Annotated in this window: 12 protein-coding genes; 3 read left to right on the top strand and 9 right to left on the bottom strand. The window is 60.3% G+C overall.

All coding sequences use genetic code 11. The features are described 5' to 3' along the window. Positions 1 to 79 precede the first annotated feature (79 nt). From AC1RKH_RS14170 to ptsP, 4 genes are all read right to left on the bottom strand, one after another. Positions 80 to 1,621 carry an alkaline phosphatase D family protein gene (locus AC1RKH_RS14170; RefSeq protein ID WP_493062496.1) on the bottom strand — a complete coding sequence of 514 codons (1,542 nt, stop codon included), beginning with the start codon at positions 1,619 to 1,621 and terminating at the stop codon, positions 80 to 82. Positions 1,622 to 1,805: 184 nt separating this feature from the next. After that, complete coding sequence (locus AC1RKH_RS14175) at positions 1,806 to 3,545, bottom strand: PTS fructose-like transporter subunit IIB (protein WP_493062497.1); 1,740 nt, start codon at positions 3,543 to 3,545, stop codon at positions 1,806 to 1,808. 11 nt (positions 3,546 to 3,556) lie between these two features. Beyond that, positions 3,557 to 4,498 (bottom strand): 1-phosphofructokinase, encoded by a 942-nt coding sequence (gene pfkB, locus AC1RKH_RS14180; RefSeq protein ID WP_493062498.1) that lies wholly within the window; start codon positions 4,496 to 4,498, stop codon positions 3,557 to 3,559. Then, positions 4,498 to 7,359 carry a phosphoenolpyruvate--protein phosphotransferase gene (ptsP, locus tag AC1RKH_RS14185; RefSeq protein ID WP_493062499.1) on the bottom strand — a complete coding sequence of 954 codons (2,862 nt, stop codon included), beginning with the start codon at positions 7,357 to 7,359 and terminating at the stop codon, positions 4,498 to 4,500. The genes pfkB and ptsP overlap by 1 nt, the downstream gene beginning before the upstream one ends. Before the next feature lie 307 nt (positions 7,360 to 7,666). On the opposite strand from ptsP, the gene cra reads away from it, so the two are divergent. Both cra and AC1RKH_RS14195 read left to right on the top strand, forming a co-directional pair. After that, the gene (gene cra, locus AC1RKH_RS14190; RefSeq protein ID WP_493062500.1) at positions 7,667 to 8,662 is read left to right on the top strand and encodes a catabolite repressor/activator; all 996 of its coding nucleotides are present in this window, start codon (positions 7,667 to 7,669) and stop codon (positions 8,660 to 8,662) included. A gap of 3 nt (positions 8,663 to 8,665) precedes the next feature. Next, entirely contained in the window at positions 8,666 to 9,442 is a 777-nt protein-coding gene (locus AC1RKH_RS14195) for a TatD family hydrolase (protein ID WP_493062501.1), read from the top strand. A 42-nt stretch (positions 9,443 to 9,484) separates the two neighbouring features. On the opposite strand, the gene AC1RKH_RS14200 is transcribed toward AC1RKH_RS14195, so the two are convergent. The 4 genes from AC1RKH_RS14200 to AC1RKH_RS14215 form a co-directional block, all read right to left on the bottom strand. Further along, on the bottom strand, positions 9,485 to 11,515 hold the full coding sequence (locus AC1RKH_RS14200) for a methyl-accepting chemotaxis protein (RefSeq protein WP_493062502.1): 2,031 nt from the start codon (positions 11,513 to 11,515) through the stop codon (positions 9,485 to 9,487). A 216-nt stretch (positions 11,516 to 11,731) separates the two neighbouring features. Continuing rightward, positions 11,732 to 12,568, bottom strand: coding sequence for a regulatory signaling modulator protein AmpE (gene ampE, locus AC1RKH_RS14205; RefSeq protein ID WP_493062503.1), 837 nt, complete (start codon positions 12,566 to 12,568; stop codon positions 11,732 to 11,734). Further along, positions 12,565 to 13,125 carry a 1,6-anhydro-N-acetylmuramyl-L-alanine amidase AmpD gene (gene ampD / locus AC1RKH_RS14210; protein WP_493062559.1) on the bottom strand — a complete coding sequence of 187 codons (561 nt, stop codon included), beginning with the start codon at positions 13,123 to 13,125 and terminating at the stop codon, positions 12,565 to 12,567. The genes ampE and ampD overlap by 4 nt, the downstream gene beginning before the upstream one ends. Before the next feature lie 64 nt (positions 13,126 to 13,189). Continuing rightward, a complete protein-coding gene (locus AC1RKH_RS14215; protein WP_493062504.1) occupies positions 13,190 to 14,947 on the bottom strand; it encodes a DUF1631 domain-containing protein in 1,758 nt (585 codons plus the stop codon). Between the two features lie 356 nt (positions 14,948 to 15,303). Here AC1RKH_RS14215 and nadC point away from each other — a divergent pair, with 356 nt between their 5' ends. After that, a complete protein-coding gene (gene nadC / locus AC1RKH_RS14220; RefSeq protein ID WP_493062505.1) occupies positions 15,304 to 16,152 on the top strand; it encodes a carboxylating nicotinate-nucleotide diphosphorylase in 849 nt (282 codons plus the stop codon). 81 nt (positions 16,153 to 16,233) lie between these two features. Here the strand turns inward: nadC and AC1RKH_RS14225 are convergent, their stop codons facing one another. Next, a complete protein-coding gene (locus tag AC1RKH_RS14225; RefSeq protein WP_123424218.1) occupies positions 16,234 to 16,539 on the bottom strand; it encodes a DUF6388 family protein in 306 nt (101 codons plus the stop codon). Between the last annotated feature and the right edge of the window lie 60 nt (positions 16,540 to 16,599).

The following is a 16,599-nucleotide window of genomic DNA, read 5'->3' on the forward strand; positions in this document are numbered from 1 at the left end:
ATGACGGTTCAACATTCAACATTGATGTTGTCTGTCCGACCGCTATCGCGAGCAAGCTCGCTCCCACACCAACCCGCTCTCAAACCGGCTGCAACTTCTGCTCAAACACTGCCACCCCATCCAGATCACGCAGAATGACGCTCATTTCGGCGGTCTGGCCGTCGATCTGTACTTCACCAAAAAACTGAAATCCGGCAAACGGCGAAGTGTTCTGCGCCGGCGGGGCTTTCTCGAATACCACTTCGGGGCCGAAGGTTTTATCCAGTGGATTGGGTCCGAAGCTGCCGGCATTCAACGGCCCTGCGACGAACTCCCAGAACGGCTCGAAATCCTGAAACGCGGCGCGATCCGGGTGGTAATGGTGAGCGGCGCAGTAATGCACATCAGCCGTCAGCCAGACGAAGTTGCGCACTTGCTGCGCCCGCAAGAAACCCAGCAATTCAGCGATTTCCAGCTCGCGGCCCTGAGCCGGGCCAGGGTCACCGTTGGCCACTGCTTCCCAGCGCGGTACGCCGGGGCTGACTTCGCCATCCGGCACGCCGAGGCCAATCGGCATGTCGGCGGCGATGACTTTCCACTGCGCGCCGGAGTTCTTCAGTTCACGCTTGAGCCACTCTAGTTGCTCGCGCCCCAGGAAGGCTTTTTCGCCGCCCAGGTTGTCATCGTTGGCCTCGCGATAGCTGCGCATGTCCAGCACGAACACATCCAGCAGCGGCCCGTAACCGAGCTTGCGATAGATCCGCCCACCGTTGTCGGCAGCCTGCAAGCGCATCGGCGCGTATTCGAGCCAGGCTTGCCGTGCGCGGCCGACCAGGCTGTGGATATCTTTGCTTTGATAGCGCTCGTCGAGCTGCTTGCCCGGCGACCAGTTGTTCACCACTTCGTGGTCGTCCCACTGCCAGATCTGCGGCACTTCGGCGTTGAAGCGGCGGATGTTTTCGTCCATCAGGTTGTAGCGATAATTGCCGCGATACTCGTCGAGGGTTTCCGCAACTTTGCTCTTGGCCTCGCTGGTGATGTTGCGCCACACCCGACCGTTTTCGGTGGTCAGTTGCGCCGGCACCGGGCCATCGGCGTAGATGGTGTCGCCGCTGTGGATAAAAAAGTCCGGCAGGCGCAGGCGCATGGCTTCGTAGATCCGCATGCCACCGATGTCCGGGTTGATTCCGAAACCCTGACCGACAGTGTCGCCGCTCCAGACAAAACGGATGTCGCGACGGGTCTGCGGCACGCTGCGCAGGTGACCGAACCAAGGTTCGCTGGCCACACCGCTTTGAGCGTCTTCGAAGTACACGCGATAGAAAATCGCCTGATCGGCGGGCAATCCGCTCAGCTCGACCCGGGCTGTGAAGTCGGTGCGGGCATCGGCCAACGGTGAGACAAAACGCCGAGGGTTGCTGAACAGGCTGCGAGTGTCCCACTCCACGACCATCCGCGCCGGGCGATCGCTGCGGCTCCAGATCATCGCCCGGTCGCCCAGCAGATCGCCGGACTGCACGCCATCGGTAAGCTGTGGACGATCCTTGACCGAGGCGATCACCGCCGGAGCCAGGCCGGGTAACAACAACCCGGCACCGACGGCCTGCATCACTCGACGGCGTCCCAAGTCGAATTCGCTCATGGTGTTCTCCCTGAAAAGGAAAACTTAAACATGGCTGTGTGAATCAGGCATGACACAAAAGTCCACCAGTGCCACTGGTCCCCTTATGGGAGCGAGCTTGCTCGCGATGAGGCCATCACATTCAGAAGGGATGCTGCCTGCTAGACCGCTATCGCGAGCAAGCTCGCTCCCACAGGGGTAGATGTCAGGCGTTGGCCGGTTCCAATGCCAACTCGACGACTTCCGGACGCTTGACCAGCGCATAGACCACCGCCGTCAGCAAACTCCCGGCAACAATCGCCAGCAAGTACAGCAACGCATGATTGATCGCATTCGGGATCAACATGACGAACAGCCCACCGTGAGGCGCCATCAGTTTGCAGCCGAAATACATCGACAGCGCACCGGCCAACGCACCACCGGCGATGCTCGCCGGGATCACCCGCAACGGGTCCTTGGCGGCGAACGGAATCGCCCCTTCGGAGATAAAGCACAACCCCAACACCAAGGCTGCCTTGCCGGCTTCACGCTCGGTCTGGGCAAACTTGCGACGGGCGATGAAGGTGGCGATGCCCAGGCCAATTGGCGGCACCATGCCGGCAGCCATGGTCGCGGCCATCGGTGCATAACTTTGCGACGCCAACAGTCCTACCGAGAACGCGTAAGCGGCCTTGTTGATCGGCCCACCGAGGTCGACGCACATCATGCCGCCGAGCAATACCCCCAGCAGAATCGCATTGGTGGTGCCCATGCTGTCGAGGAAATGAGTCAGGCCTTCGAGCAGTCCAGCGACCGGTTTACCGACCACATAAATCATCACCAGACCGGTGAACAAACTCGCCAGCAACGGGATGATCAAGATCGGCTTCAGCGCTTCCAGACTTTGCGGCAAGCGCGCATAACGATTGATCGCTTGTGCCGCGTAACCGGCGATGAAACCGGCAATGATCCCGCCGATAAAACCGGCGCCCAACGTACTCGCCAACAGACCGCCGATCATCCCCGGCGCCAGGCCCGGACGGTCAGCAATCGAGTAGGCGATGTAACCTGCCAGTAGCGGCACCATCAACTTGAACGCGGTATCGCCACCGATCTGCATCAGTGCCGCCGCCAACGTGCCCGGTTCCTTGAACGCAGTGATGCCGAAGACAAACGACAGCGCAATCATCAAACCACCGGCCACCACCATCGGCAGCATGAACGAGACGCCCGTCAGCAGGTGTTTGTAGACCCCGGTTTTCTCTTGCTTGGCCGGGCCTTTGGCGCCGGTCGACGCGGTTTCTTGCGTGCCTTCGGCCAAGGCCTTGTTGAGTGTGGCTTCGGCCTGCTTCAGGGCGATGCCAGTGCCGCAGCGGTAAATCTTCTTGCCGGCGAAACGCTCGGTAGCGACTTCGATGTCCGCCGCCAACAACACCACGTCGGCATCCGCGATGGCTTGCGGGCTCAATGGATTACGCGCACCGACCGAGCCCTGGGTTTCCACTTGCAAGTCATAACCCAGACGCTTGGCTGCTTGCTGCAAGGCTTCGGCAGCCATGAAAGTGTGAGCGACACCGGTCGGGCAGGCGGTGACCGCCACCAGGCGCGGCGCGGTTTTGCTGACGGCTACTGGCTCGACGACGGCTTGCGGTGCGACGTACACCTGAGCTTCTTCCGCACCACGGCGCAGCACCGCATCGACGTCTTGCAGGGCTTGGGACGGCGTGCTCTGGAACACCCGTTTGCCGACAAACCGCGACATCTCCACAGTTCCGGTGCTGACCAGCAGCACCCACTCGGCATCCTCGAGCGTCGCGGCGGACAATTGGCGTTCCGGGTGCGCGGCGTCGTGCACTTCAACACACGTCATCCAGCCCTGACGCTGCGCCGCTGCGTCGAGCAAACGGGCGCACAGCACACTCGTGACCATGCCATTCGGGCAGGCAGTAACAATGGCTAACTTCATGACCAACCCTCTTATTGTTCTGTCAGGAGGCGCACACGCACGCCCTGTTCGAGCTGCGCCAGTTGCGCGGCGTCGCCGATACCGAAACCGATCTGGGTGACCGCCATCGCGGCAATCGCCGTGGCGGTGCGCAAGGTCTGCTCAGGCGTATCGGCACTGAGCAAACCGTGGAGCATGCCCGCCAGCAACGAATCGCCTGCGCCCACCGTGCTGACAACGCTGACTCTGGGTGGCGTGGCGTGCATCGCCGAACCGACACTGAACCAGTTCACGCCGTCGGCACCGTGGGAAATCACCACGTGTTCGATACCTTGAGCATGCAAGCGGCTCGCCGCTTCGGCTTGGGCGGTTACCGAAACCACCTCGCAGTCCAGCGCGTCGGCCAACTCTTCGGTGTTGGGTTTGATCAGCCACGGGCCAGCCGCCAGACCTGCGCGCAAGGCTTCGCCGCTGGTGTCCAGGGCGACTTTCAAACCCTTGGACTTGAGGCGCAGCAACAGCCCCTGCAACCAATGCGCACTGACGCCTCGTGGCAAACTGCCGGCGACCACCACCGCATCATGGCCCATAGCAATCTGATCCAGACGATCGAGCAACGCCTGCTGCGCGACCTCATTGACCAGCGGCCCCGGCCCGTTGAGGTCGGTGATGCGCCCGTCGGCTTCCGCCAGTTTGATGTTGCTGCGGGTTTCCCCCGGCACGCGGATAAACGCATCGACAAAACCACGGCGGGCGAACAACGCTTCGAACGCCTGAAGATTGTCCTCACCGAGAAAGCCGCTGACCGTCAGCTGATGCCCGAGGTCCGCAAGCACCTGCGCCACATTCACGCCCTTGCCGGCGGCATGGGTGTGCATGGCGTCGCTGCGGTTGACTTGACCAGGTTCCAGACGCGGTAACTGAACGGTAAGGTCCAGCGCCGGATTAAGGGTCAGGGTTAGGATCTTGGCCATTACAAAGCCTCCACTAATGCGCGCACTTCATTCGCGCTGCCCACGGCCAGAGCCTGCTGGGCCAGATGTTTTACCTGCGCAAGACTCAGCTCACGGACCCGTGCCTTGACCTCGCCGATACTGCGCGCCGAAACGCTCAATTCGTCCACACCCAAGCCAACCAACACCGGCACAGCCAGCGGGTCCGCCGCCAGTTCCCCGCACACCCCCACCCATTTGCCATGGGCATGGGCGGCACGCACGGTGATGTCGATCAGTTGCAAGACCGCAGGATGCAAGCCATCGGCCTGAGCCGACAGGGTCGGGTGACCACGGTCGATGGCCAGGGTGTATTGGGTCAGGTCGTTGGTGCCGACGCTGAAGAAATCGACTTCTTTGGCCAGGACCGGCGCCAGTAAGGCCGCCGACGGCACTTCGATCATGATCCCCAGTTGCAGGTCGGCCACGGGGATTTCCAGACGCAGCCGCTCGGTCATGTCCCGCGCCTGACGCCATTCATCGATGCTGCCGACCATCGGGAACATGATCCGCAACGGACGGTTGTCGGCGGCACGCAGCAAGGCACGCAACTGCGCTTCCATAATCTGCGGACGTTGCAGGGTCAGGCGAATCCCGCGTACGCCGAGGAACGGGTTTTCTTCCTTGGCAATCGGCCAATACGGCAACGGCTTGTCACCGCCGACATCGAGGGTCCGCACCACCAGCGGCCGCCCGGCCAGGCCATCGAGCACCCGACGGTATTCGGTCTCTTGAGTGGCTTCGTCCGGCGCTTGCGGATGGGCCATGAAAATCAGTTCGGTGCGCAGCAGACCAATACCTTCAGCGCCCTGCTCCACCGCGCTGACCACACCGGCGCTTTCGCCAATGTTGGCGAACACTTCGACCGCGTGGCCGTCCGTGGTCAGCGCCGGTTGGTGACGCTGGGCCGCTGCCGCTTGCAGACGTTGTTCGCGGTTGTCACGTTCTTCGACGGCACGCTGCAACGTCGCAGCATCGGCGTCGACATGCAGCCGACCGCGTTGACCATCGAGCAGCAACGGCGTGCCCGGCGCCAGCAGCAACACCGCCGCGCCCGCACCGACCAGCGCCGGAATGCCCAGAGCCCGAGCGACGATCGCGCTGTGAGCGGTGGCGCCACCACGCGCGGTGAGAATGCCGGCCACCCGCGTCGGGTCAAGACGGGCGACATCCGATGGACCGACTTCATCCATCACCAGAATGTACGGTTGATCCGGTTCGCTCGGGGTTTCGATCCCGCACAGCTGCGCCAGCACCCGCCGACCGATATCGCGCAAGTCCGCTGCACGTTCGGCGAGCAAGGCGTCCTGCAAGGATTCCTGTTGTTTGGCTGCCGCGTCGATCACTGCCATCCACGCCGCTTCAGCGCTCTCGCCTTGCTTGAGGCGAGTGTCGACTTCGTCGGTCAGTTCCGGGTCGTCGAGCATTTCCTGGTGGGTGATGAAAATCTCGCGAATGGCCTTGGCCTTGCTGCGCTGGATCAACCCTTCGATATCGCGACGAACATCGGCCTGGGCAGCTTTCAGACGCTCGCGCTCGATGGCCGTGGACTCGCCACGCAATGGGTAATCGATCGGTTGCAGCACGTGGATATGCGCAGGGCCAATGGCAATCCCCGGTGCAGCGGCGATGGCCTGAATCACACTGCCCGAGGCTGGAGCAACCACGACGTCAGTGATTTCGGCGATGACCTCGCTCGGTGCACTCGCAGTCGGCAAGGGTTCGATTTCTTCGCCCAGACCTTCTTCGATAGCCGCCAGCAACGCTGGCAAGGCATCGGCGGCAATGCTCGGCTCGGCGATCAACTCCAGCACCTGGCCCCGACGGGCGCCGAGGCTGAGCAGTTTGCTCAAGCTCTTCACCGACACCGCGCTGTCCTGACCATCGACAATGCGTACGCGGATCTCGCCTTCAAAACTTTTCGCCAGTTGCGCGAGGATCTTTGCCGGCCGTGCGTGCAAACCGTGGGCGTTGGCCAGGGCAATGCGGGCACTCGGCCAATCGGCTGGCAACTCGCCGCCGAGCACTTCCAGCACCGCACGGCGGCTGGTGGCGCGACCCAGTTCATGGCCGCGCCCTTCAATCAGCAAGGCGCAAAGGCGTTCGAGCAGGGCTTGATGCGCCTCGCCGAGGCTGGCCAGACAGAACAGCCCGCTCAGCGGCTGACCAAGGTAACGAATCGGTTTGTCCGGGGTGACGAAGGCCAGGCCCGGGCGCTTGACCGTTTGTTCGCTGTGCAACCACCACAGACCATCGCCCAACGGCAGCGCTTCGACCTGCTGCAATACCGCAGAGAAACCGTTGCTCACGCAGTCGGCCTGACGCAACAACCGCGCACCGCGCCAGACCAGCTCTTCGAAGTCATCGGCGGAGACCCCCAGACCGATCATTTGCGCATCCAGCGCCAACTCTTGCGGCGCACCTTGCAGCAGCTTCAGCAAGGCGTCGCTACTGCTGGCGCGACGCAAGGCCTGGCCGAGATCGGTTTCACCGAGGGCGCGGGTCAGCAATTGCAGCAGGCGCAAATGCTCGTCGGATTTGGCCGCGATACCGATCGCCAGATACACGATGTGACCGTCGCCCCAGTCCACCCCTTCGGGGAACTGCAGCAAACGCACGCCGGTGGTGTGCACCAGATCGCGGGTATCAGGGGTTCCGTGGGGGATCGCAATACCTTGGCCGAGAAAGGTCGAACCCTGGGCTTCACGCGCCTGCAATCCGCTGAGATAACCCTCGGCCACAAGGCCATCGGCGACCAGCCTGTCGGCCAGCAAATGCAATGCGGCGGCTTTATCCACAGCCGACTGGCCCATGGATATCTGCTCTATGGTGAGCTCGAGCATGCTTTCTCCTTTTTGGCGCGGGATCGCACCAGGTATTGTTTTGATTGAATCAGTTTAGGCTTTATTCAGAGCACTCTTTTTCAGAGCATCCTTTGTCGGTTTCGCGGCAGAACCGGCAAAAAGAGCCAATAGCGAAGAAAATACGCTTGCTGAAACGTTTAATCTAGATGAGTTGGCACGTTACTCGATAATCTCCCAACCTTGAAGTCCAACTTGTCGGATGCGTTGCGACATGGGTCGCCTGCCGTAATCGGGTAGGATTGGACAAAATGTCGGGGCAAGCTCGAAAAAACAAGGAAATCCCGGGTTGAAACTCAGTGATATCGCCCAGTTGGCCGGTGTGTCTGTCACCACCGCCAGCTATGTCATCAATGGCAAGGCCGAACAGCAACGCATCAGCAACGCCACCGTTGAGCGCGTGCGCGCGGTGGTCGAGCAACATGGCTTTACGCCTAACCCTCAAGCCGCCGGGCTGCGCAGTCGGCACACCCGCACCCTGGGCTTCATTCTACCGGACCTGGAAAACCCCAGTTACGCGCGGATCGCCAAGCTCCTCGAACAAGGGGCCCGGGCGCGTGGCTATCAGCTGCTGATTGCCAGCTCCGACGATGCACCGGACAGCGAGCGCCAGTTGCTTGCGCTATTTCGTGCACGGCGTTGTGATGCATTGATCGTCGCCAGCTGCCTGCCGGCCGGCGATGACAGTTATCGCCAGTTGCAGGCCAAGGGCTTGCCGATCATCGCCATCGACCGGGTCATGGAGCCTGAGCATTTCTGCTCGGTGATCAGCGATGATCGCGAAGCCAGCCTGAACCTCACCCGCAGCCTGTTGCAGCCGCAGCCCAAGCAGATTGCGCTGATCGGTGCGCGGCCCGAGCTGAGCATCAGCCAGGAACGTGCGGCCGGCTTCAAGCAGGCCCTCGTCGACTTCAAGGGTGAAGTCCTGATCGAACACGGTGAGTCGTTCAGTCGTGAATGCGGTCGGCAGTTGATGGAAGAATTACTGCAACGACTCGGCCACTTGCCGGATGCGCTGGTGACGACTTCCTACGTGCTGCTTCAAGGCGTGTTCGATGCCTTGCATGACTTCCCGTTGAAATCTCGCCCATTGCGCCTCGGCACTTTTGGCGATACGCAATTGCTGGACTTCTTGCCGTTGCCAGTCAACGCCATGGCCCAGCAGCATCAACTGATCGCCGATAAAGCCCTGCAACTGGCCCTCGCGGCGATTGAAGAAGCCCATTACCAACCCGGCGTGCAAGCCATCGCGCGGACCTTCAAGCAACGTATCCATCAGGACTGAAACGTGGAGCTGATCGACAGCCACACTCATCTGGACTTTCCGGATTTCGATGAAGACCGTCAGGCGCTGCTGGCTCAAAGCCGCGCCTTGGGTGTGAAGCGGATGGTGGTGCTGGGGGTTTATCAGCGCAATTGGCAGCGAGTGTGGGATCTGGTGCACAGCGATCCGGACCTGCATGCCGCATTTGGCCTGCACCCGGTCTACGTCGATGAGCATCGCCCTGTCGACCTGATTGAGCTGGCGGACTGGCTGACGCGTCTGGCCGGCCATCGGCAACTGTGTGCGGTAGGTGAAATTGGTCTGGATTACTTTCTTGAGGCTCTGGACCGCGAACGCCAGCAAACGCTGTTTGAAGCACAACTACAGCTGGCGGCGGACTTCCAATTGCCCGCGCTGCTGCATGTGCGGCGTAGCCATGCGGCCGTGATTGCGACCTTGAAACGCTTCAGGCTCAAACGCGCCGGCATCATCCACGCCTTTGCCGGCAGCCAGGAAGAAGCCCGCGAATACATCAAACTCGGTTTCAAACTGGGATTGGGCGGCGCGGCAACCTGGCCACAAGCGTTGCGCATGCACAAAGTGATCGCCGGTTTGCCACTGACCTCGGTGGTACTGGAAACCGATTCACCGGACATGGCGCCCGCCATGTACCCCGGACAACGCAACAGCCCTGCTCATCTGCCGGCGATTTGCGCGGCATTGGCGCAAATCATGGCCATCAGCCCCGAGCAACTGGCCGCCGCCAGCACTGCCAACGCCTGTGAGCTGTTCAACTGGTAATAACTGACAGCACAAAACACCACATTTATTCGTGGTGAGGCTTCAAACCCTGAACGCGCTGATCAAGTGCTTCAACTGCACCACTTGGGCCGACAGTGCACGGCTGGCGCTTTCGGTCTGGTGCGCACCTTCGGCGGTGCGCTCGCCGGCCCGGTTGATCTCGACAATGTTCTGGTCGATATCGTGGGCCACCGCAGTTTGCTGCTCGACTGCCGCGGCAATTTGCTGGTTCTGGTCGACGATCATGCCCACCGCGCCGAGGATGTTTTCCAGCGCTTGCTGAACCTTTTCCGACTGACCCACCGTGCCACTGGCCATCTGATGACTGACGCCCATGGCCCTCACGGCCGCGCCAACACCGCCGTGCAGCTTGGCAATCATCTGCTCGATTTCTTCAGTCGATTGCTGGGTGCGTTTGGCCAGGGTGCGGACCTCATCGGCCACCACCGCAAAACCACGTCCCTGCTCGCCTGCCCGAGCGGCCTCGATGGCGGCGTTGAGCGCCAGCAGGTTGGTCTGTTCGGCGATGCTCTTGATCACTTCCAGCACGCGACTGATGGACTGGCTGTCACTGGCCAGTTGATTGATCACCAACACCGACGAATCGATCTCGCTGGCCAGTTGCGCAATGCTGCCTTGTTGCGACTCGACCAACCCGCGTCCGCTAATGGTTTCGTCGTTCACGCTATGGGCACTGCTGACGGCAGCCGCGGCACTGCGTGCGACCTCTTGAGCGGTGGCCGACATCTGGTTCATCGCCGTGGCGACCTGCTCGATCTGCGTACGCTGGCCCGCCACCGCCTGATTGCTCCGGGCCGATACCGTCTCCACCTGACTCGCCTGACGCTCGACCTCGTTGACGGTCTTGCCGACCAACTCAATCAGGTCATGGATCTTGGCCACGGTGCCATTGAAGACGTTGCCCAGTTCACCCAACTCATCACGGCTATGGGCGGTAAACGTGACGGTCATGTCACCGGCCGCCACCTTGTCCATGACCCCGCCGAGACGCTTGAGAGTGGTGCGGGTGGAAGCGTAGAAACCACCGTAGAGATAGAAAATCAGCACAAAAACCGCCGACAGCGCCACCACTTGCAGCAGCATGTGCGTGCGATTTTGCTCCAGGCGTTGCTGCAATTGCACGTCGAGAAACTTCAGCGTCGCATCGTTCAGTTGATAGGTCTTCTCCATCAGCCCCGTGACCTGATCGTAAAAGCCCTGCCACGGTTTATCGAGGGTATCGGCCATCACCACTTGCTCTTCAAACAGCTCGCTGGCTTGCTTGAGCGTCGCCTTACTGGCATTCGCCGAGGGTTCCAGCACCTCACGCGCGGCTTTACCGACACCCAGCGCATCCTGCAATTTCAAGGTGTATTCGGCCTGGAGCTTTTCAATCTGCGCCAGCAGTTCATCGAAACGGGTGCTCGAAGCGGAATTGAGAAACCCCTGCCCCAGCGAGTAGGCCCCCATCGCCCGGCCTTCGCCGAGGATTTGCGTGACGCGTGGAGTGACATTGGTGATCAGCTCGCTCAATTGGCGCATGTCACTCTGATTGTCGCGGCTCAGACCGGCCTGACTGACGATGATCTGACCGAAAACCTGTGCATTACCGAGCAGTTTGCCGATCAACGCACTTTTGCTTTGCAGGGACGTCTCTGCCTGCTGGGCCTTGAACGCCGCGATCATTTCATCGCGTTTTCCATCGAAAACACTGACCTGCTCAGGATCGATGGTCATCGCGCTCAGGCCTTGCAGGCGTGCAAGCACGTTCTGCTCAAGGACGCTGATCTTCGATTCGATATCTCCCGCCTTGCCGGACTGGCCGAGGGTCGCGTTGATCTGCACCAGGTTGTTCAAGGTTTCCAGATCACGCCGCAGCGTCAGGCCACTGCCCAACAGGTCGAGGCTTTGCAATTCGACCTGAGTGCCCTGGAACTCGCGATACGAGTCGCGGACCAGATAGAAATTGGTCGCCAGCATGGGAAAGAAAAACAGCACGCTGATCAGGCTGAACTTCATGCCGAAGCTCAGGCGATTCATCAGTGCAACGGCGGGATAGAGCAAACTCTTCACAGACGTCCCCCTTTCATTTCTTATTTTTATTCGCAGGCACGCAGATGCAGCAGATAGCCACTATGGCGCGCTGCTTCTGTATAGCTCAAATCGAAGGGGGGGTTTGTAACTTAAGGTTAACGGCAAAAGATCGCAGCCTGCGGCAGCTCCTACGGGGGATCACGTGAATCTGTAGGAGCTGCCGCAGGCTGCGATCTTTTAAATTTTATGCAGAAATCAGCGCAACACGGTCCAAACGGCAAACCCCGCATACCAGACCACCGCCGCCCGCAGCAGCAGTTCCCAGAGCTGATCCAGGCTGTTGATCCCTTCTGGCCCCGCAACCGGCGCCGGAATTTCACCCGCCACCATGCCGACTTTCTCGATCAACTGCGCGGCGCTGATGTTCCAGTTCAATAACTCATGGAGCATCACCCGGCTGACCGCGACGAAGTTGCCTACCAGAGCAAAACTCGCGGCCAGCAAGCGTACCGGCAACCAGTCAAAGGCATGTCGCAATTGTCCGGCGCGCTCAACCAGAGCCGGTTTCTTGCTGTGTTCAGCCGCCAGGGCCAGCAAGCGATAACTCAACGCTGCCACCGGGCCGAGCAGGAAGTACCAGAAAATCACCGCAAAAAAACTCTGGTAAGCCTCCCACAGCAAATGGGCTTGCACCCTTTGCAGCAGTTGCTCGCCGCTGTCGGCGCAAATGTCCAGGTCACGTTTGGCGACATGCGCCGCCGCTTGCAGGTCTTCCCGGCGCCAGGCATCACGAAACGGTCCCAAGCCGCCGAGCAAATCACCACGGCCCAGGCTGTAAATAACCACCAGCAAATGCACCGGCAAGGCCAGCAAGCCGTAGGCAACCGGCTCCAGCACCAGCAACAACAAACCGAGCAACGCCACAGGGAACAGCACCAGCAATGCCAGTACCAGCCAAGGCCGATTCGTAAGTTTTGGGCTGGCTTCAAGTTTGGCCAGCTCGCGCAACCAACCACTGTCGCGCTGAACTTGATGACGCAAGGCCGAGAACTTCTCGATCCAGACCGCCAGCAGTAACACCAGAAAACTCATTGTGCTTCCCCTTTTTCCAGAGCTGCGCGGTAGCGCGCCCAGTCGAACGCCGGTCCCGGATCCGTCTTGCGCCCAGGTGCGATATCGCTATGACCCTGGATACGTGAATGGGTGATGGCTGTAAACGTAGACTGCAATTGGCGGGTCAGGGCAATCAGCGCTAGATATTGAGCATCGGCGAACGGCAGATCATCGGTGCCTTCAAGCTCAATCCCCACGGAAAAATCGTTACAGCCTTCGCGCCCTTCAAACCGGGAAACCCCGGCGTGCCAGGCCCGATCCAGACAAGAGACAAACTGCGTGATCGCCCCGTCACGTTCGATCAGAAAGTGCGCAGACACGCGCAAGTCGGCAATCCCTTCAAAGTAGGGGTGCTCGGTGACATCCAGACGGTTCTGAAAAAATTCCTGCACCTTGCCCGTTGCGAACTGCGCCGGTGGCAGGCTGATGTTGTGGATCACCAGCAAGGAGATTTCGCCCGTGGGGCGCGCATTGAAGTTGGGTGACGGGCAATGGCGCACGCCTTCAAACCAACCGCTCGCGGGGTCCAACTGCATAGAGGTTCCTTCAACGACGGCTTTGATGGGCTCCAGTATGCCGTGATCGACCCTCAGGTTGCGATCACTTGCCGCGATTGAGTTGGCGTAGATTGCCAATCACCGACTCCAGCGCCCGATCGAACAACAAGGTGTCGTCGAGCATGCGTACCGTGCCACGGCGAAACTCCAGAGCCAACCCTGTGCGACTGCGCTCCAGGACTTTAAGGCCGGTACGGTTAACGAAGATGTACTTGCCCGTTGCCTGGATAATGGCGGCCAGCTTGCAGCGCAGCGTGTTTTCGTCGTCCTCCTGAAACTCGACCCAATTGCCCAGGCGCAGTTGATCGACCTGTAGCAAAACGGCATCGTCGTCGGCCAGGAATACAGAAGTTGGCTCGATGGGGCCTTCTTCGGCGTCGCGCGTCCGCTGCTCAAGCAGTTCGCTGCGACGGCGCTCATCGCTGGTGAAGGCAAGAAAATCACGCAACAGTTCGGAGAAAATCGCCGGATCATCGACAAAGTCATTCAGCAGCCGCTGCACCACCTGCTCGATACGCAAGTACAAGCTGTCGCGCTGATGATCATCGCATTGCCCCCACCCCATCGCCGCCGCGGCAATTTCGTTGAGCAGACGCCGGGCCGGGTGACTGCTGCGGCTGAAAAAGCTTTTGTCGAGCACCGCGACCTTGAGCATCGGGATCTGCAAGCGACCGATCAGCGCCTTGAGGGAATCCGGCAAATGCTGGTCGTCGAGGATGAACTCGAAAAGCATGGCGATCAGATTGATCACATCCTCGTCCGCCACCCCGACCACCCGCGACTTGCCACTTTTCACGCTGACCCGGGTCAGCAACTGTTCGAGCTGATTGCGCAGGTCGAAATCATCCTGGGCGGCAGGGGCCGGCACGTATTGCTGCAAATGCGAGAGCAGGCGCAGCAGGTCGCGGGTCGAGATGGGCTGGGCCTGGGCGCTGGCTTCGAGCGTCGGCGCAACACTGCCGCGCACGTGGTACAGCAACTCCTGCAATGCAGCGAAGACTTCCTGCACGCTTTCGTCGATGTGCGCGCTGCTGGATCTGGCGCCCGACTCACTGGACTCTGCATGAACGCTGGCCGCCGCATGATCCGTGGCACGGCGCGCAGGAGCGGCCTTGAGTTCAGGCAGAACGCCGGTGGCAATCAGCAACTGGTTGGCTTGCGCGTACAGCTGATCGGCGTTGCTCAGTACATAGCGCTCGAATAATTTGAGAATGATCAGCTTGACCTTGATCTCCACCCCCAGATTGCGCCAGGCCTGCAAGAAGTACTCGCAGAGCATGGCCGGCCCCATGGGGTTGTGCGAATCATCCAGGGGCTTGCCCAGCAGTGCGCTCAGGCGCGCGGTCAGTTGGCCGAGGGCAAAGCCGTCCCGGTTGAGCGCCTTGGCGACCATGGCTTCCAGCGCCACTTGCCGCTCAAGTTCGTCACTGGGAAGTTCGATCGAGGGGTCGAAACTCATCGCCAGCGGCAATGTGGTCTGTGTCAGTTCGTACTGGACAAGACCGACGAAGGCCTCGAAGAAACTCTCGAGAACGCCGCGCTCGATGCTTTTGCGCTTGAGGCGCAAGTCGCGCATGGCTTCAAAGAAGGTGTTCTGGTCAACATTGTTCTGTGCCCGGTCGGCCATTTCGAACAAGGTGTCGTCGGCATTATCGAACAGCTCCTGCAAGCCATGCCTGAGTTGTTGCGCAGCCTTGTCGCGAACCTGAAGCAGAATCACCGGCAGGCGGGCGAGCGGCGACGGATTCGCCTGATCGGTAGTCGCCTTGTGCAAAGGCACTACATTCCCGTCGTTGTGCATCCAAGCCTCCTGCAAAGGGGTGATTCCTCGGTTCGATGTGAAGCGGCAAACGCTCACAGCCGGCTCACAACGCAATCGTGATGCACTGCGCTGCATTTCAAGTTTTGGAAAGCCAAAGGTACGTCAAAGCTATGACGTCAAACGCAAGGCGGATTATCTTGCAAAAGACCTCCCGAGTGCCAGCAGACTCTGCATCGCCGCGTCAAATAGACCTGAATCACAGACCTTCAGGCCAGCGGAATAATGCTGGCGAGTCGACCAAAGGCAGGCTTCAGAGCCCGGTGAATGCATTGGGTGCCTTGGGTTCGCTTGCGCCATGGCCCTATAATCGGGCCACTTTGTTTGTGGAGCTCGTTATGCCGAATCTACGCCTCGCCGATTTGACCGCCGAAATCGAAGCCAACGTGCGCCGTGCGTTGCTTGAAGACATCGGCAGCGGCGACATCACTGCACAACTGATCCCGGCCGAACGCCTGGCCAAAGCCACGATCATTACCCGTGATGCAGCCGTTATCAGCGGCACTGCCTGGGTCGATGCCGTGTTTCGGCAACTGGACCCGCGGGTCGCGGTGCACTGGCAAGTGCGCGACGGGGAACGCGTGAGCCCCAATCAGCCGCTGTTTCACCTCGAAGGCCCGGCCCGTTCGCTGCTGACCGGCGAGCGTAGTGCGTTGAACTTCCTGCAACTGCTTTCCGGGGTCGCCACTCGTGCGCAGTACCTGGCCGACTTCGTCGCCGATACTCAGGTGAAACTGCTGGATACCCGCAAAACCCTGCCTGGGCTGCGGTTGGCGCAAAAGTACGCCGTGACCTGCGGCAGCTGCTACAACCACCGTATCGGCTTGTACGACGCCTTTCTGATCAAGGAAAACCATATCGCCGCCTGCGGTGGTATCCCTCAAGCCATCGCCGCCGCGCACAAGATCGCACCGGGCAAACCGGTGGAGATTGAAGTGGAGAGTCTGGCGGAGCTCAAGGAGGCCCTGGCGGCTGGCGCCGACATCATCATGCTTGATGAGCTGAGCCTGGACGACATGCGCGAAGCCGTGCGGCTGAATGCCGGCAAGGCGAAGCTCGAGGCCAGCGGCGGTGTCAACGAAAGCACGCTGCGGCCGATCGCCGAGACGGGTGTGGATTACATCTCGATTGGTGCGATGACCAAGGATGTGAAGGCCGTGGACCTGTCGATGCGCCTCAGTATCTGAGGAGCTGCAAGCCGCAAGCTGCAAGCCTCAAGCTGTTCCGCGCCTGGCTTGTAGCTTGCCGCTTGAAGCTTGAAGCTGCTCTCAAACCACCAGATTGTTCATCTCGCAGTATTCTTCCCACTCGACGCCCAGCACTTCGGCTGCTTCCTTGTGCAACGCAAGGCGCGTCGCTTCGTACTCTTCAGGCGTTGAGGTGTACTTGAGCGTCAGCTCCCAGGGCTGCAAGCCCTGCGCTTCTGCCTCGTCCTCGAACGCCCACTGAATCTGATCTTTCTGATCGTCAGCGCTCAGGTTCTTGATCTCTTCCATCAATTCGGGCGCATCAAGCATGTACTTCTTGAGGGCTTCTTCGTGCCGTGCTTCTTGTGTCAGTTCTTTAACGGTCATTTCGTTCTCTCTGATCTGGGAATGGAAGATGGATCTGGATCATCAAGGATCTCTCTGACG

Source organism: Pseudomonas sp. GW822-FHT06B12 (assembly GCF_058799675.1).

Bases quoted from the DNA above. Each gene is read 5' to 3' on its own strand.
- AC1RKH_RS14170 (WP_493062496.1), bottom strand. From the start codon at position 1,621: ATGAGCGAATTCGACTTGGGACGCCGTCGAGTGATGCAGGCCGTCGGT.
- AC1RKH_RS14175 (WP_493062497.1), bottom strand. From the start codon at position 3,545: ATGAAGTTAGCCATTGTTACTGCCTGCCCGAATGGCATGGTCACGAGT.
- pfkB (WP_493062498.1), bottom strand. From the start codon at position 4,498: ATGGCCAAGATCCTAACCCTGACCCTTAATCCGGCGCTGGACCTTACC.
- ptsP (WP_493062499.1), bottom strand. From the start codon at position 7,359: ATGCTCGAGCTCACCATAGAGCAGATATCCATGGGCCAGTCGGCTGTG.
- ampE (WP_493062503.1), bottom strand. From the start codon at position 12,568: ATGAGTTTTCTGGTGTTACTGCTGGCGGTCTGGATCGAGAAGTTCTCG.
- ampD (WP_493062559.1), bottom strand. From the start codon at position 13,125: ATGCAGTTGGACCCCGCGAGCGGTTGGTTTGAAGGCGTGCGCCATTGC.
- AC1RKH_RS14215 (WP_493062504.1), bottom strand. From the start codon at position 14,947: ATGCACAACGACGGGAATGTAGTGCCTTTGCACAAGGCGACTACCGAT.
- nadC (WP_493062505.1), top strand. From the start codon at position 15,304: ATGCCGAATCTACGCCTCGCCGATTTGACCGCCGAAATCGAAGCCAAC.
- AC1RKH_RS14225 (WP_123424218.1), bottom strand. From the start codon at position 16,539: ATGACCGTTAAAGAACTGACACAAGAAGCACGGCACGAAGAAGCCCTC.